Source organism: Polyangium fumosum (assembly GCF_005144585.1).
Classification (GTDB): Bacteria; Myxococcota_A; Polyangia; order Polyangiales; family Polyangiaceae; genus Polyangium; species Polyangium fumosum.
Genome location: NZ_SSMQ01000024.1, coordinates 106,157 through 129,825, shown reverse-complemented (window position 1 = coordinate 129,825; position 23,669 = coordinate 106,157). Strand labels below are relative to the sequence as shown.

Annotated in this window: 23 protein-coding genes; 14 read left to right on the top strand and 9 right to left on the bottom strand. The window is 68.5% G+C overall.

Annotated elements, in window-relative coordinates:
- Window positions 1-653: 653 nt before the first annotated feature.
- A complete protein-coding gene (locus E8A74_RS23320) occupies window positions 654-1,100 on the top strand; it encodes a hypothetical protein (protein WP_136931259.1) in 447 nt (148 codons plus the stop codon).
- A gap of 20 nt (window positions 1,101-1,120) precedes the next feature.
- Window positions 1,121-1,423 (top strand): hypothetical protein, encoded by a 303-nt coding sequence (locus tag E8A74_RS23315; protein ID WP_136931258.1) that lies wholly within the window; start codon window positions 1,121-1,123, stop codon window positions 1,421-1,423.
- Between the two features lie 62 nt (window positions 1,424-1,485).
- Here E8A74_RS23315 and E8A74_RS23310 read toward each other — a convergent pair whose 3' ends face one another.
- The 3 genes from E8A74_RS23310 to E8A74_RS23300 all read right to left on the bottom strand — a co-directional run bounded on the left by E8A74_RS23310 (window position 1,486) and on the right by E8A74_RS23300 (window position 4,050).
- Complete coding sequence (locus tag E8A74_RS23310; RefSeq protein WP_136931257.1) at window positions 1,486-3,066, bottom strand: protein kinase domain-containing protein; 1,581 nt, start codon at window positions 3,064-3,066, stop codon at window positions 1,486-1,488.
- Between the two features lie 80 nt (window positions 3,067-3,146).
- The gene (locus tag E8A74_RS23305) at window positions 3,147-3,629 is read right to left on the bottom strand and encodes a hypothetical protein (protein ID WP_136931256.1); all 483 of its coding nucleotides are present in this window, start codon (window positions 3,627-3,629) and stop codon (window positions 3,147-3,149) included.
- A 28-nt stretch (window positions 3,630-3,657) separates the two neighbouring features.
- The gene (locus tag E8A74_RS23300) at window positions 3,658-4,050 is read right to left on the bottom strand and encodes a hypothetical protein (protein ID WP_136931255.1); all 393 of its coding nucleotides are present in this window, start codon (window positions 4,048-4,050) and stop codon (window positions 3,658-3,660) included.
- A gap of 153 nt (window positions 4,051-4,203) precedes the next feature.
- Between E8A74_RS23300 and argC the strand changes: the two genes are divergently transcribed.
- The 3 genes from argC to E8A74_RS23285 all read left to right on the top strand — a co-directional run bounded on the left by argC (window position 4,204) and on the right by E8A74_RS23285 (window position 8,691).
- A complete protein-coding gene (gene argC, locus E8A74_RS23295) occupies window positions 4,204-5,250 on the top strand; it encodes an N-acetyl-gamma-glutamyl-phosphate reductase (RefSeq protein ID WP_136931254.1) in 1,047 nt (348 codons plus the stop codon).
- A 61-nt stretch (window positions 5,251-5,311) separates the two neighbouring features.
- A complete protein-coding gene (gene argJ, locus E8A74_RS23290; RefSeq protein ID WP_136931253.1) occupies window positions 5,312-7,438 on the top strand; it encodes a bifunctional glutamate N-acetyltransferase/amino-acid acetyltransferase ArgJ in 2,127 nt (708 codons plus the stop codon).
- A gap of 14 nt (window positions 7,439-7,452) precedes the next feature.
- The gene (locus E8A74_RS23285) at window positions 7,453-8,691 is read left to right on the top strand and encodes an NAD(P)/FAD-dependent oxidoreductase (RefSeq protein ID WP_136931252.1); all 1,239 of its coding nucleotides are present in this window, start codon (window positions 7,453-7,455) and stop codon (window positions 8,689-8,691) included.
- Here the strand turns inward: E8A74_RS23285 and E8A74_RS52575 are convergent.
- Complete coding sequence (locus tag E8A74_RS52575; RefSeq protein ID WP_170229310.1) at window positions 8,657-9,382, bottom strand: hypothetical protein; 726 nt, start codon at window positions 9,380-9,382, stop codon at window positions 8,657-8,659. The two genes, E8A74_RS23285 and E8A74_RS52575, sit on opposite strands and share 35 nt — an antisense overlap.
- Window positions 9,383-9,484: 102 nt before the next feature.
- Here E8A74_RS52575 and E8A74_RS23270 point away from each other — a divergent pair, with 102 nt between their 5' ends.
- From E8A74_RS23270 to E8A74_RS23260, 3 genes are all read left to right on the top strand, one after another.
- The gene (locus tag E8A74_RS23270) at window positions 9,485-11,482 is read left to right on the top strand and encodes a hypothetical protein (RefSeq protein ID WP_136931249.1); all 1,998 of its coding nucleotides are present in this window, start codon (window positions 9,485-9,487) and stop codon (window positions 11,480-11,482) included.
- A gap of 110 nt (window positions 11,483-11,592) precedes the next feature.
- Window positions 11,593-12,054, top strand: coding sequence for a TraR/DksA family transcriptional regulator (locus E8A74_RS23265; protein ID WP_136931248.1), 462 nt, complete (start codon window positions 11,593-11,595; stop codon window positions 12,052-12,054).
- A 42-nt stretch (window positions 12,055-12,096) separates the two neighbouring features.
- Complete coding sequence (locus E8A74_RS23260) at window positions 12,097-13,053, top strand: DUF3105 domain-containing protein (RefSeq protein WP_136931247.1); 957 nt, start codon at window positions 12,097-12,099, stop codon at window positions 13,051-13,053.
- 4 nt (window positions 13,054-13,057) lie between these two features.
- Here the strand turns inward: E8A74_RS23260 and E8A74_RS23255 are convergent, their stop codons facing one another.
- From E8A74_RS23255 to E8A74_RS23245, 3 genes are read right to left on the bottom strand one after another with little or no spacing between them, the layout of a single operon-like run.
- Entirely contained in the window at window positions 13,058-14,230 is a 1,173-nt protein-coding gene (locus tag E8A74_RS23255) for a hypothetical protein (protein WP_136931246.1), read from the bottom strand.
- 49 nt (window positions 14,231-14,279) lie between these two features.
- Window positions 14,280-14,993 (bottom strand): hypothetical protein, encoded by a 714-nt coding sequence (locus E8A74_RS23250; protein WP_136931245.1) that lies wholly within the window; start codon window positions 14,991-14,993, stop codon window positions 14,280-14,282.
- Window positions 14,990-15,511, bottom strand: a complete 522-nt coding sequence (locus E8A74_RS23245; protein WP_136931244.1) for a nucleotide exchange factor GrpE — start codon at window positions 15,509-15,511, stop codon at window positions 14,990-14,992. The genes E8A74_RS23250 and E8A74_RS23245 overlap by 4 nt, the downstream gene beginning before the upstream one ends.
- 136 nt (window positions 15,512-15,647) lie before the next feature.
- Between E8A74_RS23245 and E8A74_RS23240 the strand changes: the two genes are divergently transcribed.
- Entirely contained in the window at window positions 15,648-16,919 is a 1,272-nt protein-coding gene (locus tag E8A74_RS23240; protein ID WP_136931243.1) for a vWA domain-containing protein, read from the top strand.
- 9 nt (window positions 16,920-16,928) lie between these two features.
- Here the strand turns inward: E8A74_RS23240 and def are convergent, their stop codons facing one another.
- Window positions 16,929-17,582: a peptide deformylase gene (gene def, locus E8A74_RS23235; RefSeq protein WP_136931242.1), complete on the bottom strand. Its 654-nt coding sequence runs from the start codon at window positions 17,580-17,582 to the stop codon at window positions 16,929-16,931.
- Between def and E8A74_RS23230 the strand changes: the two genes are divergently transcribed.
- Window positions 17,581-18,324 carry a DUF2383 domain-containing protein gene (locus E8A74_RS23230; protein ID WP_136931241.1) on the top strand — a complete coding sequence of 248 codons (744 nt, stop codon included), beginning with the start codon at window positions 17,581-17,583 and terminating at the stop codon, window positions 18,322-18,324. The two genes, def and E8A74_RS23230, sit on opposite strands and share 2 nt — an antisense overlap.
- A 36-nt stretch (window positions 18,325-18,360) precedes the next feature.
- Here E8A74_RS23230 and E8A74_RS23225 read toward each other — a convergent pair whose 3' ends face one another.
- Complete coding sequence (locus E8A74_RS23225) at window positions 18,361-18,873, bottom strand: hypothetical protein (RefSeq protein ID WP_136931240.1); 513 nt, start codon at window positions 18,871-18,873, stop codon at window positions 18,361-18,363.
- 143 nt (window positions 18,874-19,016) lie between these two features.
- Between E8A74_RS23225 and E8A74_RS23220 the strand changes: the two genes are divergently transcribed.
- From E8A74_RS23220 to E8A74_RS23205, 4 genes are all read left to right on the top strand, one after another.
- Window positions 19,017-20,240, top strand: coding sequence for a hypothetical protein (locus E8A74_RS23220; RefSeq protein ID WP_338089486.1), 1,224 nt, complete (start codon window positions 19,017-19,019; stop codon window positions 20,238-20,240).
- 55 nt (window positions 20,241-20,295) lie between these two features.
- Entirely contained in the window at window positions 20,296-21,387 is a 1,092-nt protein-coding gene (locus E8A74_RS23215) for a hypothetical protein (RefSeq protein WP_136931238.1), read from the top strand.
- A gap of 200 nt (window positions 21,388-21,587) precedes the next feature.
- Window positions 21,588-22,397, top strand: coding sequence for an RNA polymerase sigma factor (locus E8A74_RS23210; RefSeq protein ID WP_170229308.1), 810 nt, complete (start codon window positions 21,588-21,590; stop codon window positions 22,395-22,397).
- Between the two features lie 34 nt (window positions 22,398-22,431).
- Window positions 22,432-23,667 (top strand): hypothetical protein, encoded by a 1,236-nt coding sequence (locus E8A74_RS23205; RefSeq protein WP_136931236.1) that lies wholly within the window; start codon window positions 22,432-22,434, stop codon window positions 23,665-23,667.
- The last annotated feature ends 2 nt before the right edge of the window (window positions 23,668-23,669 follow it).

Below are 23,669 nucleotides of genomic sequence, written 5' to 3'. Positions count from 1 at the left end.
CACGGGTGTGCCGACGGCGGGTGGGCCGGGGGCGGGAGCGCTTGCATCGCCGCGAGCGGTGCCGGAGGTGCGCGGCGTGAGCTTCCGTAGGGCGAGCGGACGACGCTTGAACCTCCGTGGCAATGGTGCGCGGGAGCGTTTCATCCAAAGGGAGCGAGGGAGCGACGCGTCGACGCCTCGTCTTCATCCTCCGAGCCGCCGCGGCAACGTTGCACCCATGAACGGCCGCGGTCGACGCGCCTGCGGAACCTCGCGCCGACGCGGTTCGACCGTTCCAAGCGTGTCGTCGAGCCGTTGCGGGGCGACTTGCGGCATGTGGACGCGAGAAACGCCAGGAAAACAGCGGGAAAACGGTTGACCGAGCGCTCGTGGGCGCCGTAGCTTCGCCCACCTGCGTCACGGGTTGCGCACCGGGACGGGTAGGGGGGCTCATGAGGAAGCGGCGGCTCGCGGGGGCGACCTTGGTCGCTGCGTGCATGGCGGTGTGTTTGGTGCCGATCGGATGCGGGGCGCGCGACGAGCACGCCGCCGCGCCCAGGCAGGGCAGCGGGCTCGCGCTCCCTCCGAGGACGGTCCAGGCGCTTCAAGCGTGCGTCAGAGAGGGGGGCCAGCGGCTTCGGCACAACGCGTACGAGATCGAGTTCGCGGTCGAGATGACGGGCGACCACGTCACGGAGGTGAAGTCCAAGGGCCCGCGGCTCGACGATACCGGCGTCCAGCAGTGCATGAGGGAAGCGCTGCGGACGATGGCGGACGCGGGGTTTTCGCCGGACCCTGACGAGCTGGTCTCGCGCGGCGGCCTCTTGCCTACACGAGGCATGCTGGCGAACACGTGGGCACTGCCTCAGGTGATACGGTTGATCCCGGTGGTCGTCGGGTCGGGCGGGACGATGATTGTCGTCGCGGTCGCGGTCCTCGTCGTGGTCGCGGCCGTGTCGTTGAACGATGACAGGCCGAGCAAGGAAGATTGTAAGAAGATCAAACAAATGTGTATTGAAGAATGCGCCGACACGGTGTTGCCCAGAGGGGATGATGGCTCGGCGTTCCGGTTGTGCCAACAAGAATGTCTCGAGCGGCATGGATGCCCTCGACACTCCTGATCGGAGAAAGGAAGCTACGTATGGATAAAGATACCGCGGAGCAGCTTTTGGTGCGCGCACGGGGCTGCATTGATCTTTTTAATGAAATGGTTGAAATTGCGCAATCTCGTTGCGACAAAGGCGAGGAGCGCGTCGTTCGGCATGCTGTCGGTTATGCTCTTTCGGAGCTGCTGGACAGGCTCGTGGTCCCCATTTTCTCTGATAACCCCGACCTCATTCCCGAGGGCCTCGACTATGGGCCGTTGGATGGTCCGAAGTTCTCGGAGCTGGCTACGAAGATGAACCAGCAGCCTCCTCCGAGCGAAACCCGCAAAAAACCATAAGCGCCCGACGAAGCACCTCTACGCGTTCTTCTCGCCGGGGAGCATGCGTGCTGCACGCGCCCTCAGACGTCGCCCAAAGCCGCCCGCGCCGCCCGCTCGATCAAATCGCTCGCCGACTTCTCCAGCGGATCGACCCGCTCCGCGCCCACGCGCAGCCGCAGCATGAGCCGCCGCGTCTCCTTGCGCTTGCTGAACTCGTCGCGGAGCTTCTCGCTGAGCGCCTTCGCGAACGCGCGCGAGAACTTGCTGCCCGCGTCCGGCACGATGAGCACGAGGCTCGACGGCCCATACCGGCCGAGGAAGTTCTTTCGCCCATAGAGCCCGTGCAACGTGCTCACCAGCTCGCGCACGTCGGCGTCGATCGTCGCCTTGTCCCGGATCGGATCGAGGCCCCGCAGCGGCAGCTCGAAGACGACGATCGAGAACTTCGTGCCCGTCATCTTCGCCTTCGCGATCGCCTCGTCGAGCGTCAGGCGCAAGTAGCGCTCGCTGTAGGCGCCCGTCGCTGGATCGCGGAAGAGCGGGACGTTGTCCTCCCAGGACTCGTGGACGGGCTTCGCCTTGCTTTTGGGTGGCTTCGACGCGACCGAGGGCGGCGCGGGCGCGTCGGCGTACAAGAAGGGCCTGTCGGCGACCGGCGGCGGACGCGCGGGCATGGCCTGCGTGCTGCGCGGGCTCGACGGCGGGGGCAGGGCCACGGCGATCGTGGCGTTCGAAGGCACGATGCCGAGGGCCTCGCAGAGCTCGGCGATCGCCTGCGTCGCGCGCTCGGGGCGCTTTTGCGGTTCGAGGTTCGTGGTCCGCGAGAACCACGCGTCGAACGGCGGCGTGATGCGCACGCCGCGCCGCGCCGCGCGGGTCGTCGCGGGCTCGGGCGGGCCCGCCATGATTCGCTTGAAGAGCACGAAGAGCGAGAGCGAGCTCTTCGCCTCGCTCATCCAGTACGCTTCGCCCGAGAGCAGCGTGTACGCGAGGTGGCCGAGCGCGTAGACGTCGGCGCGCGGGCCGATCGCGCCGTCGCCCTGGACCTGCTCGGGCGCCATGTAGAGCGGCGTGCCAACGATCGCGGTGCGGCGCTGGAACGTCGTCTCGACCATCACCTTCGCGACGCCGTAATCCAGGATCTTCACGCACGGGCTTCCGTCGTCGCGCGTCGTGACGAACAGGTTCTCGGGCTTGAGATCCCTGTGCACGATGTTCGCCGCGTGGGTCTTGTCGAGCGCGAGCGCCGCCTGTCCCAGGTAGAGCACGACCTCGGCCGGCGGCAGCGCGCCGCGGCGCACGAGCATGCTGCCGAGCTCTTCGCCCGTGAGCAGGTCCATCACGAGGAACGGCATGCTCGTGCCCTCGTCGATGCCCGCGTCGGAGACCTGCACGATGTGGTCGCTCTCGATGCCACCCGTGATCGTGGCCTCCTGCGAGAATCGCTCGCGCAGGACCGGGTCCTCGATCGTGCCGGGGAGCATCACCTTGAGCGCGCGCCTTCGCCGCGTCGCTTCGTCCGCGACCTCGTAGACCGCGCCCATGCCGCCCGCCTTGATGCAGCGGAGGACCCGGTAGCGGCCGTGAAAGAGCACGTCGGGGACGAGCACGTGGGCGAGGCGCCGCCTTGCCGGGGAGCCGGAGGCGAGCGCGGAGAGCATGGATGAAAGGGGGGACGCAGATCAAGGCCGACGCGTCTGTCCTCGGACGGGGCTCGTGCCTCCGCTGCGCGTCCCTTGGATCAGGGGGCTTCTTCGTCGACCGGCGCGCTCGTCGCGGCTGCGTCGACGGAGAGCACCGTCAGCATCGACGACGTCGGGAAGTCGGTATCGACGAGCGTGTCGGTGTTTCGAAGGATGCGGAACGGCTGCAGGTTGAGCGTGGTGCTCACGTCCGACCCGTCGGAGCCGATGAGCGTCGCGTCGCCCACGTACGTCCCCTCGGGCAGCGTCACCGTCATTTGCAGCTCTCGGCAAGGCTGATAAGCACGCGCCACCGTGCGTCCGGCCGTGTCGCGGATGACGAGCTCCATGCGATCGGCGCCAAACATGCGGCAGCGGCTCGCGTCGAAGCGCCCTCCGATCGACCAGCTTTGCGTCACCGTCCCCGTGTTGCGGCCGATGGGCACGAACACGGCTCCCTCGGCTTGGCACCCGATCGCGGCGGGGGCGAGCGAAAGCAACAAGGCCCAAGGGCCTGCCCATTGGATGATGGAATTGCGCATGGAAACCCCTCCCCCTGTGTCTCGCCGCTCAATGCGGCCGGTACTCGCGATGGATCTCGCGCGGTTTCGTCGGACGAACCGGCGGGTAGCCGTACTCGACCGCGGGCGGCGGCACGGCGCGCGGCGCGGTCTGGACATTCGTGCGGTAACTCGCGAGCTCAGGCGGCTCTTCGACGAACACGACCCAGCCATTGTCCGTCGGCCAGTACCAGCGCCCCTCGACGAGGTAAGCAAGCCGGTCCTGATACGCGACGGCCGGGTACTTACTTACATCGACGGGAACCGCCTCCGTATACGCCACGTCGTAGCCGCCCACGTTCGAGGGCGGCCCGTTCGAAAACATCGCGATGCAGCCCGCGACCAGCATCGACAATGCGATGACGGGCGCGAGGAGCCACGCGCCGCTTCCGTCGCGATTCACTTGCCTATATCGTCCGTCCGGGGCGCCAACGTTGCTTCGGATCCGCACAGGTCACCTCGCTTGCGGCTCGGACGAGCAACCGAGGTGCCATCCCGCGGCGAGCACGCACAACCGTTTGACAAGGGCGCCATCGCTCTGTAGGGAACCGCGCCCGTGAGCGCGTCCAAAGTCCCCGTCTCGATCCTCGGCGTCAGCGGCTTTGCCGGCAGCGAGCTCGCGCGGCTCGTCGCCGACCATGACTCGCTTTCGCTCGTGGGCGTCGCCGCAGACCGCTGGCAAGGATCGAAGCTCGGCGAGCGCGTGCGTGTGCCCGCGAGCGTCGGGAAGCTCCTTGTCGCGCCGATGAGCGACGCCATCACCGTCGCCCGGCAGAGCGAGGTCGCGCTGCTCGCGACGCCCGCCGAGGTCTCGGCCAAGCTCGCGCCGGAGCTGCTCGCGCACGGCGTGCGCGTCGTGGATCTCTCGGGCGCGTTTCGCCTGGAGGATCCGGCCGCGTATCCGCGCTGGTACGGCTTCGACCACCCCGCGCCGGAGCTGCTCGCCGAGGCGCACTACGGCCTGCCGGAGGTCGCCTCCGCCTCGACGCGCACGGGCGGCGCGAAGGACGCGCGCCTCATCGCGAACCCCGGCTGCTACGCGACGGCGGCGATCCTCGCGCTCGCGCCGCTCGTCGAGGCGGGCGCGATCGACCCGGGGTCGATGTACGTCGACGGCAAGAGCGGCGTCTCGGGCGCGGGCCGCAAGGTCGAGGAGCGGCTCCTGTTCATGGAGGTCGACGAGAACCTCTCGGCCTACCGCGTGGGCAACCACCAGCACACGCCCGAGATCGAGCAAGCGCTCTCGCGCGCGGGCCGCGCGCGCGCCTCCGTGACGTTCGTCCCGCACCTCTTGCCCGTGCGTCGAGGCCTCCTCGTCACGGCCTTCGCGCGCCTCTCCGGCGCGGTCCCGCCCGCGCAGATCGAGGCGCTCTTCCGCCGCGCGTACGCCCCTGCGGACCTCGTCGAGGTGCGCGCGCCGGAGGACGTCACGCTCGCCCAGGTCGCGTACACCCCGTATGCGCGCCTCGGCGTCCGCGCCGACGCCGAGCGTGGCTCGGTCGTCGTCACCTCTGCGCTCGACAACCTGCTCAAGGGAGCCGCCTCGCAGGCGCTCCAGAACCTCTGCGCCATGATCGGCGCGCCGCCGCTTTCGCCGCATTGACCCACGAAGGGCTCCCCCGCGTCGCCCGCGCGCCGCGGCTCCCCCTATCCCGAGGTGGCCCGTGAAAATTCCGCTAGGTTTCTCGTTTGCCGGCGCCTCCGCCGGCATCAAGGTCAAACGCTCCGACCTCGCGCTCGTGCTCTCGGAGGTGCCCGCCGTCGCGGCCGGGTGCTTCACGCGCTCGAAGTCGCGCGCGGCGTGCGTCGACTGGAACGTCGCGCGGCTGCCTCGCAAGGACGCGCGCGCGATCGTGGCGAACAGCGGCAACGCGAACTGCCTCTCGGGGGAGGAAGGCGTTCAGGCGAACCAGCGCATGGCCGCCTCCGTCGCCGACGCGCTCGGCGTCCCCCTCGACGCGGTCCTCACCTGCTCGACGGGTGTCATCGGCGTGCCTCTGCCGCATGGAAAAGTCTCCGCCGCGGTCCCCGCCCTCATCGCCAAGCTCGGCCAGGATCCCACGCCTGCGGCGGAGGCGATCCTCACGACGGACACCTGCACGAAGCTCGCCTCGCGCGAGATCTTCCTCGGCGGCGACCGCGTGCGCATCGCGGGCATCGCCAAGGGCTCGGGCATGATCCACCCGAACATGGCCACGATGCTCGCGTTCCTCGTGACCGACGTGGCCATCGACGTCTCCGTGCTCGACGGGATCCTCCACGCCGCCGTGGACGAGACCTTCAACATGGTCAGCGTCGATCGCGACACGTCGACGAACGATCAGGTCCTCGTGCTCGCGAACGGCATGGCGGAGAACGACCCGATCACGCGCCGCGACTCGCCCGAGGCGCAGAGTTTTGCGGCGGCGCTCATCGACATCTGCCGCGAGCTCGCGCGCACCATCGCCGCCGACGGCGAGGGCGCGCAGCACCTCATCACGGTCACCGTGCGCGGCGCGGAGGATCTCACCTCGGCGCGCGCGCTCGCGCGTGCCGTCACCGAGTCGAACCTCGCGAAGGCCGCGTTCTTCGGCACCGACCCGAACTGGGGCCGCGTCCTCGCAGCCGTCGGCTCGCGCGCCGCCGAGCAGCACATTCGCTTCGATCCGGGGGTCGCGAGCGTGCGCCTGCAGAACGTCCTCGTCTACGCGCAGGGCAAACCGCAGCCGTTCGACGCCGACGCCCTCCGCGCGCTCCTTCGCGGCGAGGAGGTCTTTGTCGACATCGAGGTCGGCTCGGGCCTCGGCGAGGCCACGGCCTGGGGCTGCGACCTTTCCTACGACTACGTACGAATCAACGCGGACTACGCCGCGGTGCTCGTCGACTCGCCCGACGGCCCCGTGCGCCGCGATCCGAGCCTCGACCGGAAGACGCCGGAGCTCAAGGCCGACACGCTCGTGCAGGCGCTCCGGTACATCGAGCGCTTCGCCGGCACGCGCGCGGTCATCAAGTACGGCGGCGCCGCGATGGTGCGCGCCGACCTCAAGGATCGCTTCGCCGAGGACGTGCGCCTGCTCCAGGCCGTGGGCCTTCGGCCGATCATCGTGCACGGCGGCGGCCCCGAGATCTCGCGCACGCTCGAGCAGATGGGCCAGGTGACCGAGTTCGTCGACGGCCTGCGCGTCACCGATGCCGCGAGCCTGCGCGTCGTCGAGATGGTCCTGACGGGCCAGATCAACAAGGAGGTCGTCGCCTCGCTCGCGCGCGCGGGCACGAAGGCCGTGGGTTTGTCCGGCAAGGACGGCAACCTCATCGAGGCGCGCAAGATGAACATGCCGCCCGGCAAGGACCTCGGCTACGTCGGCGAGGTCGCGCGGGTCGATCCCGACGTGCTCGAGCTCTTGCTCGGCAAGGGGTACATCCCGGTCATCTCGCCGATCGGCCTCGGCAAGGACGGGAACACGTACAACATCAACGCCGACACGGTGGCCGCGGAGGTCGCGGTCGCGTGCGGCGCGCGCAAGCTCATCTACCTGACCGACGTCGCGGGCATCCTCTCGAACGGCCTGCTCGTCTCGGAGATGAGCGCGGAGGAGCTCGACGCGCGCATGCGTGACGGCACGGTCACGGGCGGCATGCTCCCGAAGGCGGCGTCGATCCTGCGCGCGCTCGAAGGCGGCGTGGAGACGGTGCACATCATCGACGGCCGCGTCCCGCACAACGTCGTGGCGGAGCTCTTCACCTCGCGCGGCGTGGGCACGATGATCCGCGCGGGCGCGCCCAAAGAGGGCGAAGAATTCCCGATGGGCTGAGCCCGCGCTCTGCCATGCTCGACGCGGAGATCGTGATCGTCGGCGGCGGCCCCGCCGGCATCTCGACGGCGCTCTTTTTCGCGCACGCCGCGCCCCAGCTCGCCGAGCGCATCGTCGTGCTGGAGCGCGCGACGTATCCGCGGGAGAAGATCTGCGCGGGGGCGATCGGCGCCCGCGCGGATCGGCTGCTCGCTTCGATCGGCGTGCGCGTCGACGTTCCCTCGGTCCCGATCCACGGTTTGTCCGTGGACGCAACGGGCCGCCGGCTCGCCGCGCGCGCCGAGGGACCGCCGATCGGCCGTGTCGTCCGGCGCTTCGAGTTCGATCACGCTTTTGCGCGCGAGGCCCAGGCGCGCGGCGTGCGGGTGCGCGAAGGCGTGAAGGTCACGGGGCTCGTGATCGGCGACCACGACGCGCGGATCGAGACCTCGATCGGCGAGATTCGCGCCCGCGCTGTCGTCGGCGCGGACGGCGTCGGCAGCGTCGTGCGGCGCGCGCTCGGCTTGCCGCGCGGCGCGTTCATGGCCCAGGCCGTGGAGGTCGACACACACGCGGCCCGCGGCGACGGCCCTCGTGACGTCCTCCATTTCGACATGGCCGCGCGGGGTTTGCCCGGGTACGCGTGGGATTTTCCCACGCTCGTCCACGGAACCCCGATGGTTTGCCGTGGCGTCTACGAGCTCCGCGCCGAGGGCGTCCCCGAGCGCGCCGCGACCGAACCGGCGCCGGGCGAGCGGCTCCTCGCCCGCGCGGACGAGCAGGGCGTGCCCGTGCCCGCGTCGTCGCTGCGTCGCTTCGCCGAACGCGGCCTCGCCTTGCACGAGCCCTTCGCGCGGCCGCGGGTGCTGCTCGTGGGCGAGGCGGCGGGCATCGATCCGGCGCTCGGCGAGGGCATCGCGCAGGCGATCCAGTACGGCGCCGTCGCGGGCCCCTTCCTCGCGCGCGCGCTCGAAGCGGGCGACCTCTCGTTCACCTCGTTTCCCGCGGTGCTCCGCGCGAGCCGCCTCGGCTTGGATCTCCGCCTCCGCGCGCGCGCATCACGCTTCGTCTACGGCGGCACGCGCCCCGTGATCGAGCGATGGATTACGCGCTCACCCGCGCTCGCGCGGGCGGGGATGGAGTATTTCGCGGGGGAGCGGGTCGATCGGCGCGCGCTCGGCAGGAGCGCGCTCGATCTCGGGGGAGCGCTCTTCGGCTGGGCGCTCGATCAGGCGCGCTTCACTTGGGCGCCTCGGTCGGGGCCTTCGCCGTGACGTGCATGAAGTAGTTGCCGATCGACTTGATCTTGAAGAAGGCCATCCCCGTCGAGTCGTCGATCTTCTCGGGCGCGACGACGGTCCAGGTGATCTTCTCGCGGCCCTTGTCGTCGACCTTCACCTCGCCGATCGCGAGGTTCGCGTCCTTCTTGTTGCCCGCGGGGAAGCTGAACTCGAAGGGTTTGTCCTGGGTCTCGAGCGTGGGCAGGTCCGGCGAGTTCTCGACCTGCACGAGCAGCCGGTAGATCTTCCCGATCGGCACGCCCGTCGTCTTGCCCTTCGGATCGATCTTGAACGTGATGATGTGCGGCGAGCTCAGCGAGCCTTCGCGGATGCGGAAGACAGCGCGGCCGCTGTCGTCGCCGAGCTCGAGCTTCGCGCCCGGGCTCATCGTGAAGATCGATTGCAGCTCCTTCTCGGAGCTCATCAGCACCGGCGGGCGCTCCTCGATGGACTTCGGCGGCGCCTCGGCGCTCGCGGACGCCGTGGGCTGCGGCGGGGGCGTCTCGGGCGCGGCGGTCGGGGTCTCCGTCGGCGTGGGCGCAGGCGTCGCCGCGGGGGGCGGCTCGGGCTTGGCCGGGGGCGGGGTCTGCTCACCGCCGCACGCCGCGGCGATGACGGCGATGAGCGCCGAACATCCGAGGGTCGTGATGCGGAGCAGGTGGTCTTTGCGGGTCCGTACGCGCATGGAGTTCGGCGTAGGACGAGGCGGCGCGGAACGCAAGCCCGAGCCTGCGCGTGATTCGGGCTCTCCTCGACGCCCGCTTCCGCCCGCCGTATAAGGCGGCCCATGCGTACGTCGCTCCTTCCGGCCGTTGCCCTCCTTGCCCTCGCGTGTGGCCCGTCGCCCGCGACCGTCGAACCCACGAAAACACCGGCCGATACCCCGAAGGAAAAAGGCGCAGCGCAAATCGCCGTCGCGACGCCCACCGAGACGGCCTACGACCTCTCGCCCGTGCCCGAACCGCAGGACGTCGTCGCGTTCTTCGGCTGGAAGAGCCCCGCGGCCACGCTGAATGCTTTCGGGGGCTGCGCGGCCATTTCGCCGGAGCCGCTCATGGGCGGCGTCGAGGGCGAGCTCCGCAAGCTCCTGCGCGACGTTGTGTCGAGCAATGTCGACGTGCGTAGCCTCGCGGCCGTCGTCTCGCTCGACGCGCCGGTCTTCGCGCTGGCCTCGCTCGAAACGCAATCGAAGCGCCCCGGCGCATTCGTGGCCTTCTCGCTCGGCCTCACCTCGATCGAAAAGGCGAAGATGGCCGTCGAGGGCGCGGGCCCCGTCACGGAGCTCGGCCCCGGCATGTTCCGCATCGGCGGCAGGTCGAGCTCGACGTGCGTGATCGCGGCGTCCGCGGGCGCGACGCCCGCGCGGCTCGTGTGCGGGCCGAAGGAGAAGGACGTCACCACGCTCGCCCCCTACCTCACGCGCACCTTGCCGACGCAGGCCGGCGCGGCCTCGGACATGCACCTCGAAGTGCGCTTTGCGCCGGCCGAGGCCCGTTACGGCTCGCTCCTCCGCACGCAGGTCCAGGGGTTGCCCGTGATCGCGCAGGCCGAGCTCTCCCTCGGCGAGCCCAAGTTCGACCGCGCGGTCGTCGACGCTGCCACGGGCCTCGCGGACGAGATCGTCGCGTTCGCCTCGGACGCAGACAAACTCACCTTCGACGTGGCCATGGACCCGGCCACGTGCCTTCGCGCGAGCGCCTCGCTCTCGATGCGCGGGAAAAACTCCTGGGTGAGCGGCCTCATGGGCGAGCGCCCCGAGCGCGCTGGCCCGCCGCCTGCGATCTTCTGGCGCGCGCCCAAGGACAGCGCGAGCGTCTTCTACGGCCGCGGCTCCGATCCGAAGCGCTTCCAGCCTCTCCTGCGCACGGCGCGCCTCCTCGTCGAAGGTGTCCTCGCGAAGGTGAACGTCGGCTCCGAGGCCGATCATCGCGCGGTCGGCGAGCTCTTCGACTGGCCCATGGGCAAGGACGTCGAGACGGTCGGGGCGAACGGCCGCAACGAGGTGCCGGAGGTCAAGGGCAAGCGCACGCCGCAACAAGAGGCCGATGCCCTCATGAACGGCTACATCGGCTGGGGCCTCGCGGGCTACGAGGAGGGCTCGGCGAACCTCGCCAAGCAGCTCCGCAAGATCGCGGACGTCTACAACCGCAAGGGTTTTCAGGATCCGCTGCGCAAGGAGCTCGGCCCGGAGCTCTCGAAGGCGATCCCCAAGGTGAAGATCGGCCCCGGCCCCGCGGCCCTCGGGTCCGATTCGCTGGATCTCTCGATCCGGATGGAGAACGTCCCGGCGCCGTTGCTCGACATCAAGGGCGCCACGAAGAAGGATCTCGTCACCTTCGAGTTGCACGTCCTGCTCATGTCGGACGGCAAGTCGCGCACGTGGCTCGCCCTCGGGGGCGGCAAGCCGGACGGGCTCGTCAAGCGCCTGCTCGCGGCGAAGACCGGCGCGCCCGACGCGGGGACGATCGCGTCTCGCACGGATCTCGAGCCGCTTCGTCGCGGCACCTTCATGGGCGCGGGCTTCATGTCGATGGCCCCGCTGGTCAAGAACCTGGAGCGCATGAAGGACGTCCTCGGCCCGCGTGAGGATGCGCGCGTCGAGCAGCTCATGCGCGCGGTCGCCACGATGCCGCACCAGGGCGATACCCCCATCTTCATCACGTCGAGCTCTTCGGGCACCGTGGACGCACCCCGTGGTGAGGTCGCCCTCACGGCTTCGAAGGCGGCGCTCGAAGACATCGGCTGGCTCATCAAGACGCTCGGGGTCGGCGGCGCGCGCCGTTGAGCCTGCTAGGCTCCCCGTCCTTCGGCGCGACGTGAAATTCGTGCGCAGGGCGGGGGGCATGTCCTTTGCCCGTTCGTCCGGAAAACACTCGCCGAACGGCAAAGGGAACCATGGACGCTCGAAAGGGAGTAGGGATCGGGAGCATCGTGCCGCAAAGGCCCGTTGCAAGGCCGGCGACGCGCGAGTCGATCGACGAGCTACCCGAGCTCACGCAAGAGCAGCGCGAGGAGCTGCGCACCTTGCTGGAGACGCGACGCGCGGAGATTCTGGCGAGCATCGAGACGCGCCAGGAGCAAGAGCGCGACACCGGCCGCGAGGTCGGCGACGAGATGGACGAGGCGAACATCGAGGGCGCGACGGCGATGGCCTCACGCTTGCTCGAACGGGACGTGCAGCTCCTCTCGGAGATCGATCGCGCGCTCGCGAAGTTCAGCGAGGGCACGTACGGCCTGTGCGAGGGCACGGGCGAGCCGATTGGCTTCCCGCGTCTGCGCTCGCGGCCCTGGGCGCGCTTCAGCGTGGAGTACCAGGAGCAGCTCGAACGCGAGGCGCGTACGCGCGGCGGCATCTGAAAACCGGTCCGACGGGGACGCCTGCCTGATAGAGTCTCGGGGGTGATTCGCCGCCGAGAACGCTCGTTTGGGCGCAGCGCTGTGGTCTTCGGCGCGCTCGCGCTCCCCGTCGTCGTGTTCGCGTGCTCGCCGGACGAGAGGGTGTCTCCTGAGCCCGTGGATGCGGGCGCGGAGGCCTCGTCGTCCTCGTCGTCCTCGTCGTCTGCATCGTCGTCCTCCTCGTCCAGCGGCGCAGGAGGGCAGGGGGGCGGCGGAAGCGGAGGCGCGGGTGGTGCCGGCGGAAGCGGCGGCGTCGGCGGCACCGGAGGCGGAAGCGGTGGCGCTGGCGTCGGCGGCACCGGCGGCGCTGGCGGCGGCGTCGGCGGAAGCGGTGGCGCTGGCGGAAGCGGTGGCGTCGGCGGCGCTGGCGGCAGCGGCGGCGTCGGCGGCGCCGGCGGCAGCGAACCCGACGCGGGACCGGGCGATGCCGGCGCCTGCCCCGTCACCACGATGGCCGTGCCCATCGCGCCCGCCCCGCATGTCCCGATGTGCTCGCCCGTCGTGTACGCGACGAACCCTCCGACCTCGGGCCCGCATTACCCCTCGTGGGCTGCGTTCAAATGGTACGACGCGCCCGTCCCGCGTGGTTTCCTCGTCCATTCGATGGAACACGGCGCGGTCGTCCTCTCGTACCATTGCGAGGGCGGCTGCGAATCCGAGCTCGCGACCCTCGCGGCATTCCTCGACGCGCGCCCGGCCGATCCGCTCTGCGTCGCGCCCTTGAAGGCGCGTATCATCGTCGTCCCCGATCCCGCGCTCGACGTCCGATTCGCCGCAGCCGCGTGGGGCGGCCTCCTCCGCGCCGATTGCCTCGATACCGCCGCGCTCGGCGCCTTCCTCGACACGTATTATGCGAAGGGGCCCGAGAATTTCTGCTACGACGGCGTGGACGTCCTCGCCCCGGGCAGCGGGGTCCCGGCCGATTGCGGCGTCGCGCCCGTGGACGCGGGCACAGATTAGCGAATTAGCGATATCGATCGGCGCAGACGCCGAGCGCCACGCCTGCCGTCTGCAGGCATTTGTTCAGATCGGCGCACGCGGACAGGGGTTCTCGGTAGCTGCATTCCCGCGCCACATCGTAGCAGCGTATGCAGGCCTTCTCGTTGAACTTCTCGGGGGTGAGCTTGTGCTCGTAGACCACGAAATCCGCGGTGCCCCGCCCGGCCTCGAATTTGGGCGGGTTCTTCAGCGCGCTGCCGTCGAACGTCGTGAACGAGAGCTCGGCGGGCTGGGCCCGATAGACGGGGCAGGCGATATCCCCGGCGCCCGTGCGTGACCAGATCCCGTCGAGGAAATGCTTCGAGTAAAACCGGTCCTTATGCCCGTCGTGCAGCTTGCTGAAGCCGCCGGCGCTGGCGTCGTTGTGCGGGATGCCGGGGAAGACCTCCGGATTGGGGACCTTGTACGTGAAGTTGATCGAAGTGACCTCGCTGAACTTCCGCTCGATGGGCTCGGGATGGAAGGCGATCGCCAGCATGTAACAATGCCCGCGCTTGAGCTGGATGGTCTCGGGCGCCCGGTCGCGGAGGTCTTCGAGCTTCGCGGTGAATCGTTTGACCTCGTGGTAGCCGTCCTTGGCCAGCGCGAGCCGCCCGAGGAGCGTCTCGACGTCGGGGTATTTGGGCGACTCGGGGGCGAGGGAGACGGCGTAATAGGTCCGCTTCCGCTCGGGCATTCGAGCCCAGCGATCGGTGACGCTGCTCGTCAAGTAGAGAGCGTTTGCGCCATGGCGCGCCGCCTCCGCGGCGAGGAGTTTTTCCCGGCGCGCGCGCAGGGCCTCGTTGTTCCACGCGGCCTTGAGCCCCTCTTCGTCGTACCCCGAGACGTCGACGCGCTCCTTCAGGGAGATCATGCCGACGACACGATGGGGGTGCTCCTCGCTCGGATACCCCGGCGCTGCCGTGAACCTCGTCTCCGGCGTCGCGGCATGCTGATCGTAGAAGAAGGCGTCCGGCAGCTCGAGGGCCTCGTGGATCTCGACGCGCGACGCTTCGGCGGGGGGCGCGTCCTCGACGAAGGCCTTGTAGGCGAGGTCGTGCTGGTGCTCGAAGTTGATCCCGTCCGCCCCGTGCCTTCGGCAACCCGAGGCCGAAGCGACGGACAGGACGAGCGTGAGGAAGAGGGCAGAGTGCTTCACGGAGGAGCTCGCTCGTGGGAAGGGCGGGCCCCTATACTCCGTAACGCCTTCAGGTCGCGAGCCAGAAATCCGCGCCGAGCAGGCTCTTCGCCGTCTCGATCGTGCTGAACGCCCGCTTCAGGTCCGTCTTCGCCTGGAGCTCGGAGAGCTGCACGATGTACGGGATCCAGAGCGGCCGGCACACGAGCAGCGCCGCGTAGAACCCCTCGGCCTCCTCGTTCCAGCCTTGCGCGGCGGAGATCCGGACGAGCAGGGCGTTCACCGGCACCGGCGAGCCGACCTGCCCGATCTCCGACGCGCGCGCCATCACGTCGCGGGCGAGCTCCGCGCGCGCAGCCTCGTCCGGAACGTTCTTCGCGCCCCGGAACTTCTGAAACGCGATCTCCAGCCGTTGCTCGTTGTCGACCTGCTCCTGCAGCCGATCCCGCACGATCACGCTCCAGGCCTCCAGGAACGGCCGCCCGCCGAGGTCCGGCGACGCCTCGCAGTGCGCGAGCAAAAGCTCCGCTTCCTTCCAGTCGCCCGCGTCACGCGCGAGCTCGAGGCCCGACAGCACGCGCTCTTCGTCGCAGCGGCCCGGGTCCTTCTCCAAGAGCCAGCGCTCCCAGTAGAGCGCGCCGCGCGAGAGCGTGCGAAACACCATCGCCGGCTGCGTCAGCCGCGCGTACATCGCCTCCTGGATCAGGAGGCTCTTGTGGCGCTCGACGTCCGGCACCGTGAGGCTCTTCGGCCAGGCCTCGGCCCCGAAGGCGAAGGTGATCATGACAGGACCCGGATCGCGGCCTTTCCTCCGCCGAATGCCACGGCGCCGGCGATCTTCCGCCCACCCGGCGCGCCATGCACGTGCTTCACCACGTCCGCGAGCACGCCGTCGGGATCCGCGCCCTGGGTCCCGAACACGACGAGCACGCCGTCGGCCCGCCCGTCGAGCCGCTGGAGATGCAGATCCAGCCACGGCCCCCGCTTCGACACGCGCGCCACGCGGAGATCGTCCCGCACCCGCAGGATCGCCGTGATCACGCCGGCCGCCGCCACATGCAGGACATCCTCGTGCCCGGCGGCGCGCAGCACCTCCACGTCGGAGGCCGAGACGTCGGCCGCGTGCACCAGCGAAAAACGTTCGACCTTCGGATCCTGGGCGCCCGGGGCGAAGTAGGCGAGCTCGAACGAGCTCGTGGTCCCGGGCGCGGCCTCGCACGCGAGCAGACACGCAGGCAGCACGAGCGGCGGCCACAAATTCGGCTGATCCGCTCTCAATTTCGCGAGGTTATAGGTCTGCATCGAGGAGATCCGCGAGCAGGGTACCACGCCGCGACCATGCTCAAAAGGCCCATGCGCGAGAGGATGGCGCGGAACCTCGGCGCGCCTGCGTGGTGGGCTGTTACACTCCCGAAGGGACAAACACAGGAGCTTGCACATGCACTTCGAGCGTCATCGTCATCACCACACGCCGCCGTTTTTCCGCCGCCTCTTCGCGCCCGTTCTCGCCATCGGGCTCGCGTCCTGGGTCGCCGCGCTCGCGGCGAGCTGCGGTTCGAGCAGCACCGGCGCGGCGCCTTGCGAGACCGTCTACGCCGGCAAGTGCGGCGGCACCTGCGGCGACGACTTCGCGTGTTCGAACGGCCTGTATTGCGGCATCAGCGGCACCTGCACGGCGGACTGCGCCCCCGGCGCGGCCGGCTGCCCCGCGGGGCATGTCTGCAACGTCAAGGGCCGGTGCATCCCCACGGGGGAGGGCGGGTCCGGCGGCATGGGCGGCATCGACTTCGTGACATCGACGGGCACCAGCATGGGCACCGGCGCCGACGCATGCGCCGACGTGAACGTCAATTTCGACAAGCAGATCCCCACCGTGATGTTGCTCATCGACCAGTCGGGCAGCATGACCGAGGGCTTTGGCAATGGCAATCGCTGGGACGTCCTTTACGACACGCTCATGGATCCGAACACCGGAATCGTGAAGAAGCTCGAAAAGGACGTGCGGTTCGGGCTCGCGCTTTACACGAGCAATGGCGGCAACGGGGGCGGCACGTGCCCCATGCTCGCGAAGGTGCCGCTCGCGCTGAACAACCACGCGGCCATCGACGCCGTGTACGCCCCAGAGAGCCCTGAGGGCGACACGCCCACGGGCGAGAGCATCACGGCCGTGACCACGGATCTCGTCGCCTACCAGGAGGCGGGGCCGAAGATCATCGTCCTCGCGACCGACGGCGAGCCCGACACCTGCGCCGAGCCGAATCCCCAGAATGGTCAGGACGAGTCGATCGCCGCCGCGCAGGCCGCGTTTGGCAAGGACGTCCGCACCTTCGTGATCAGCGTCGGCGCCGACGTGAGCCTCGGGCATTTGCAGGACCTCGCGAATGCGGGCGCGGGCCTGCCCATCGGCGGCGCCGAGAAGGCCCCGTACTACCAGGCGCTCAACCCGCAGACGCTGATCGACGCCTTCGACGAGATCATCAACGGCGTCCGCTCGTGTGTGCTCAAATTGAACGGCATCGTCGACGAGACCGCGGCCGCCGAGGGCCAGGTCTATCTCGACGGCAAGGCCCTCCCCTACAACGACATGAACGGCTGGCGGCTCAACGCGCCCGACGAGATCGAGCTGCTCGGCGCCGCGTGCGATACGATCAAGCAGGGCGACCATTCCCTTTCGGTCCAGTTCCCCTGCGGGATCGTCATCCCGAAGTGATTCGCTGAATCAGCCCCCCATTCGCTTCACGAACGGCACGATCCGCTCCACGAACGCCTGCTTGTGGAACCGATCGAACTCGGCCCACGTGCAGAGCGTCGAGGTATCGGTCACCCGATCCACGAAGAGCTTCCCGTCGAGGTGATCCACCTCGTGCTGGAACGTCCCCGCCGTGAGCCCCCGCGCCACGCGCTCGAACGGCGCCCCGTGCCGATCCCAGCCGGTCACGCGCACCTCGGCGAACCGGGAGACCATGCCGCGCAGGTTCGGCACCGACAGGCACCCCTCGTTGTTGTCGAATCGCTCCTCCGTGAGCGGCTCGACCACGGGATTGACCACGATCGTGAGCGGGATGTTCGGCTTGTACGGATACCGCGGGTTGTCCTTGACCTCGATCGCCACGATCCGCTTCGGCACGTGGACCTGCGTGGCGGCGAGGCCGGCGCCGTTCGCGTCGCGCATCGTCTCGACGAGGTCGTCGATGAACGCCTGCACCTCGGCCGTGGCGAGCTCGTCGCGCTCGACCTCGCGCGCTCGGCTCCGGAGCACCGGATGACCAATCTGAGCAATCTTGAGGAGCGTCACGGGCGCGAGCCTACCACGATACGTCGTGGACGACGCGCGCTCGACGTGGACGCGCGTGCGCCCCAGGGATCGGCGCATGAACCAGGACAAGCGCCAGCCCGACTATTCCACGAACGTCCCCCACGGCAGCGACACCGAGACGAGCGGACGAACGGACGTCGAGCACGAGGTGCAGGGCGAGGAGAATGCCCCGATCGAGCGCAGCAGCAGCGATGAGCGCGAGAGCGGCTCGATCGAGCGGGCCAAGGCCCACCTCGGGCACGCCGGCCGCGACATCGCCGCCGCGGCGACCGAGGTGGCCACCGTCGCGCGCGCCGCGGCCGAGTCCGCGAAAGAAGCGTTCAAGGACGAAGTGCCCTCGACCCGGCGCACGGGCGAGCCCTCGAAGGAGAGCACGCTCGACCGGCTGAACGACCTCTTGCGGGGCGAGCTCGCGAGCGTCGAGACCTACGATCTCGCGCTCCGCAGCGTGCGCGACCCGGACCTGACGAGCTCGCTGCGCCAGATCTTCGAGAGCCACCAGCGGCGGGTGGACAAACTCCGGGGCAAGGTGAGCGAGCTCGGCGGCGAACCTGCGCCGAGCTCGGGCGTATGGGGCGCATTCGCGCGGATCGTGCAGCGCGGCGCCGACCTGCTCGGCCACCGCGCCGCGCTCGCCGCGCTGGAAGAGGGTGAGGATCAAGGCAAGAAGCGATATGCGCGGGACCTCGACGAGCTCGAACCACCCGTACGTGATTTCGTTCTGCAGGAGCTCTCGCCCGAGCAACAACGGACGCACGATCTCGCGCAATCGCTGCAGAAGTTCGTGAAGGCGGCTTGATGCGGAGAGGCGAGCGCAGGCATCACGAAGCAGTCGTCATGTGGAGCCGTCGCTCGCCTTTTCGGCGGCGGCGGCTTCCGCGGCGGCTTTGGCGTTCTTGCGCCTCGTCGCGGCGGCTTTCTCGCCGATCTGCGAGTAGTACTTCAGCGTCTTCTCGAAGGACGCGGCCACGCTGGGGTCGATGTGTTTGGCGGCCGTCTGCACGGTCTTCGCGACGATCGCGATATCCCCTTCGCGCAGGTGTTCCTCGTGCGCCTCGGTCTCGTCGAGGACCTCGTACATCTTCTTCGCGATGCCCTTCCTCTCGCGGACGACCTTGAGCCGGCCCGTGCGGCCCTCGATCCGCGTGACGACATCGATTGCGATACCGGCCTTCGCGAGCGCGCCGCTCTTGGCCTGGTGGAGCTCGTTGAGCACCTCTTCGAGCCCGTCCTTCTCGAACTTGAGATGTTGCTTCTCGCCGTCCGGGAGGTCGATGATGTCGTTCTTGATGTCCGTGATGTCACACACGCTCGGCCCGTTGTAGATCGCTTTGGGTCCGTTGCTCATCCAATCATCCCCTTCGTCTCTTGCCCTACGTCGGTCAGATTTCAGAACGGGGGAGATTTTGTCAACAACGTATTTACGCGCAGGAGCTGTGGCCGCAAAATTTCAGCGATCGCGACCAGAAGCACCACGGTGAGGGCGGCAAGGTGTGCGATGTCGCATCATCGGGCGACGTCGACGTGGTTCGAGCCGACGATGACGTGGTCCCGGACGACGTCGACGTCGTTGCACGCGACTCGGTAGTCCTTGGAGGCAACGTCGACGTGGTCCGCGCCGACGATGACGTGGTGCCGGGCGACGTCGACGTGGTTGGAGGCGACGATGACGTGATCGCAGGCGACGATGACGTGATCGCAGGCGACGATGACGTGATCGCAGGCGACGATGACGTGATCGCAGGCGACGATGACGTGATCGCAGGCGACTCGACGTCATTGAAGGCGACGTCGACGTGCTTGGAGCCGACGATGATGTGGCGTCGGGTGGCGTCGACGTGGATACATGTGACGTCAGCGTGGTCCGCAAAAGAGGCGGGCGACCGTGGCGATGGTCTCCGAGGCGTCCGCGCCGCCGCAATGCAGAGCCACCGCGCGCACCCTGCCTTGACGCAGTTCGAGGTGTCTGGTCGCATCTCGGCCATGCTGTTCCAGCGCACACGAACGCTCCTCTCGCCCGGGCTCCTCGGCTGCGTGACGATGGCGCTCGTGCCGCTCGGCTGCGGGGCCAAGATCACCTATCCGGCGGCGAGCGAGGGCCCGCGTGTGCCGGATGCCACCGCCGAGCGCCTGCGAGCGTGCGCGGATGAGTTCGGAGGTGACCTTGACCGGGGGTCCTACACGTTCGACTACAAGGTGCTGGTCGACGAGGAGGGCCGCGTGGTCGATGTGGCGTCGAAGGGCGTGCCCCACGCGGATCTCGCGGGGTGCACGCGGATCGCGCTGCGAGGCATGACCGTCCCGGAGGACCTCCTCCGGCTGCGCAAGTTGCGCCTGTCCGCATTGCCCGCTCCGGCGAACGGGCAGACGATGCCAGAGCGGGGGCTGGTCGGGGAGGTCGTGATCGTGACCGTGACGACCGTGACGATCGTCTTCGTCGACATCCTCATTGAAGCGGGCGTGGCGACGATGGTGTTTGCTGTCACCATGGAGATTGCCAAGGATGTCGCGGAGGCGCTACGGAAGAGGCCCAAATGGGAGAATGAATGCAATCGTCACCGGACGGCTTGCCTGGAGACGCCTGTGCAGAGCGAACACGGGGATACGTGGAACTCGTCGAAATGTAATGAATGTTATAAGCAATGCATGGCGGAGAAGCGGTGGCCAACGGCAGCCTCCTGGGAGTCGTGCATATACCCGAACATCAAATGGTAACAATTCATATAATATGACCACAGAAAAAGAAAAAATGAATCAGCTAGGGGGAGAGATGGCGAAAGCGAGCGACGCGCTCCTGGCGAAATCGTTGGATCGGAGCCGGAGCTTCGTCGAAGTCGTCGACGACTTCCGTTGTCTCGAGGCGGAGTTCGTGGCGCGAATGGGCGACAACGAATTCGGCGTGCTTCAGACGAGACGACGCGTCGCCGAGGCGATCCTCGCCGCGGCAGAGTCGAAGCACCCGCCCTTCGAGGCCTGCCGGGAGGCGTGGAACAACGCTTTCCGCCTCGGCTTCGGGTGCATCCAACAAGAATGTCTAGAGAGATGGTTATACGTGGAGTGCTGCGCGTACGACGAGCAGCCCGAGGAGGGGCTCGCGGTGCTCGAGCCTCTGCTCGCCGAACTCGAACGACGGCTCGAGGAAGCAAGGGCGACGCAGAAGCCCGCGCGCTTCTACGAAGATGAGATCGAGCACCTGGGGGACCTCCGGGACGAACTCCTTGCCCAGCAAAGGGGACAGCTCAGCCCAGGACGAATCACGCGGCGTATGGACGAGGCGTACCAGCCGACCCCGGAAGAAGAGAGAGTCGCCGAGCTCGACGATGCATTGTGGGAAGGACGCAGCGCCGTCTTCAAGACCTTTGCAGAATCGCGGGATCGGAGCTTCGCCGAGGTCGCTGCCGACTACCGAAAGGTCGAGGCGGACGTCGTTGTGCGCGCGGGTGAAGGCGAGGCCTTCCAGGTTTTCGTGCTCGAAGCGAGGCAAGAAATTGCAAAAGATATTCTCAATGCAGCCTGTATGCTCCAACAACCCTTCGAGGTCTGCCGGGAGGCCTGGAGCAATCTCGTTGGAGCGGGCTTCACGAGCTTCGGCGAACAATGCAGGTTGACGGAGTTCTACGCGGAGTCCTGCGGCTTGAACCGGAAGCCCGAGGAGGGCCTCGCCGTGGTCGAACCGCTGTTCGCGGAGCTGGAGCGAAGGCTCGAAGCGGAATTGGAGCGACGGCGCGAGGCGCACGCGAAAAGCGAACCACCCACGCGCGAGGAGCCGTCCCCGAGCTTCTACCGCAATTCGATCAAATCCCTCGGCGAACTCCGCGACAAACTCGAAGCCCAGCGAAAGGGCGGCGAGCCATCCACCTGAGGGAGGAGAAGGCGGACCCGCTCGGCACGGCTGGGAACAAGAGGTCGGATCCCCGCGCGGCAGGACGAAAATCGACGCGAGCCAGTCGATTTCTTCGATCCAAATTCCTCGGCCGATCATGAAGGGGGAACATGGCGCGTACAACGATTCCCTCTTCGCTCACGTCCGAACTGGTCGCGCTTCGTCCAGATGTGGCATGCATGCTGCAACGTCGATCGGACATCCTCGCCACCGACAGGATGCAGGAACTCATGGTGCGGGGACTCGGGGCGCTCTCCGGCTACAGCTCCCACCCCGACGGGGTTCGGCCCTGGCTGTTCGGCATCGCCAAGAACCTCCGCAGCGAGGAGAAGCGCCGAGCGCGGCGCGAGCGCGAGCACTTCTGCCCGGACCTCGGCGACGCTGAGCGCACGGCGACGCCGGACGTGTCGCCGGAGGAAGGGGCTTTTCGTTCCGAGGCCCGCCGCGCGCTTCTATCGGCCTTGAAGACGCTTTCGCCCGAGCAGTTCCTCGTGATCGTGCTCGTCGACCTCGCAGAGTCCACGTGCTCGGAGGCGGCCGAGCTGCTCGACATCCCGCTTGGCACCGTGAAATCGCGACTCGCCGCCGCGCGCACGAACATGCTGCGCGCCCTCGGACCGAAGGAGCAGTACCTCGGCAGCCCCGGACTGCTTGCTCTGTTCGGACGCCGCGTCCTCGGGGCCGTCGGCGAGTATGCGTACCCGCTCGGACACCTTCTCCTCGCCATGCTGTTCTTCGCCTTGCCCCGGCCCGCACCGCACACGCCCCATGCCGTCGCGACCGGGGCCGCCCGCGTCATCGGCGCCTCGGCCGCCGACGTGGCAAGGGCAGCGGATGTCTCGGGCCCGCTGACAAACCCCGAGCCGCCCCCGGCAGCGCCAGCGACGACGACGGGGATGCCGCGCCGTGGAAGGGCTCCCGAGCCGTTCGTGGTGAAACCCTCGGGGCGACGGCATTGGTTGGTCGGCGGGAACGGTTCGTCCGGGTAGACGTCGCCGTCGGGCTGCGGTATCGATCGCGGGTATGAGCCGCCTCGGTCTCGTATCGGTTCTCCTCTGTGGACTCGCATCGCCCGCATGGGCGGACGCGCCGATCGACAAGGAAGAGGGCGAGGAGAGCGCGGAGGACATGCGCTTCCGTGCGCTCGCATCGCTGGGCGATCGCGAGCGTGCCGCGGGCCATCCTCGCGCGGCGGCGAGGGCCTACATGGAAGCGCTCGACGTGCGCCACGATCCGCTCGTCGGCGGGCGGCTCGGCGTCTTGCTCGTAACGCTCGGCCGGCCCGAGTTTGCCCCCGAGTATTTGCTCGACGCGATCCACCTCGCGACGACGTCGGCGGAGGAGCGCGGCGAGTTTTTCAAGGCGCATGAGGCGGCGCGCGCGCAGGGCGCGTGGATCGAGCTGATGGTGTCGCACGTGGGCGCAGAGGTGACGATGGACGGGGAGCCCAAGGATACGGGCGGGCACACGGCGTCCTGGTTCTTTGTCCGCGCGGGGGAGCACGAAGTACGCGCGAAGCTCGACGGGTACGAGGAGGTCGCCGTGAAGTTCACGGCGCCGAAGGGCGGGAACTTGCCGGTTCGGATCACGTTCAAGCCGCTGCCCGCGCCGCCCCCAGCCGTGCCGGCGGTGTATGAGCCGGAGCAGGAGCCGCCGAAGAGCGTGGCCCCCACGGTGGTGGTGGGTGAGACGAAGCTTTCGAAGCAGGAAGATCCGTTCGGAGACGACAACAACCCGGACGCGAACCGAGGCGACGGAGAGAAGAAAGGCGTGCGCGGCTCCGTCGGCGCGGGGCCGGTCGTGGTGTTTGGCGTGGCGTCATGGAGTCCCGCGGTGGGACTTTCCGTGGGGGCGAGCTTGCGGCCGAGCGAGTACGTGTCGCTCGGGATTGAGGGGCGCGCTGCGTGGCTGACGACGGCGGTCGGCGGGGAACCGATCAGCGCGATGACCGCTGGCGGAATCGCGAGCGTGTGCGGACACTACAGATGGTTCTTCGGCTGCGCGCTCGGGCACCTCGGCGTGATCAACGTTGACTTCTCGTCGCAGAGCTACAAGCCCGCAAGCTTCGTGAATTTCAAGCCGGGAGCGGGCGGACGCCTCGGCGCCCGCGTCCGTGTAACACCGTCTTTCTCGCTCAATTCGTCCGCCGATGTTCTAGGATTGTCGAGTGGCCTGAAAATCGTCGCAGGCGAAACGGTCTTGGCGGAGCAGCCTCCCGTCATGATCACGGCTCAATTTGTAGGCGTTTGGGAGTTTTAACC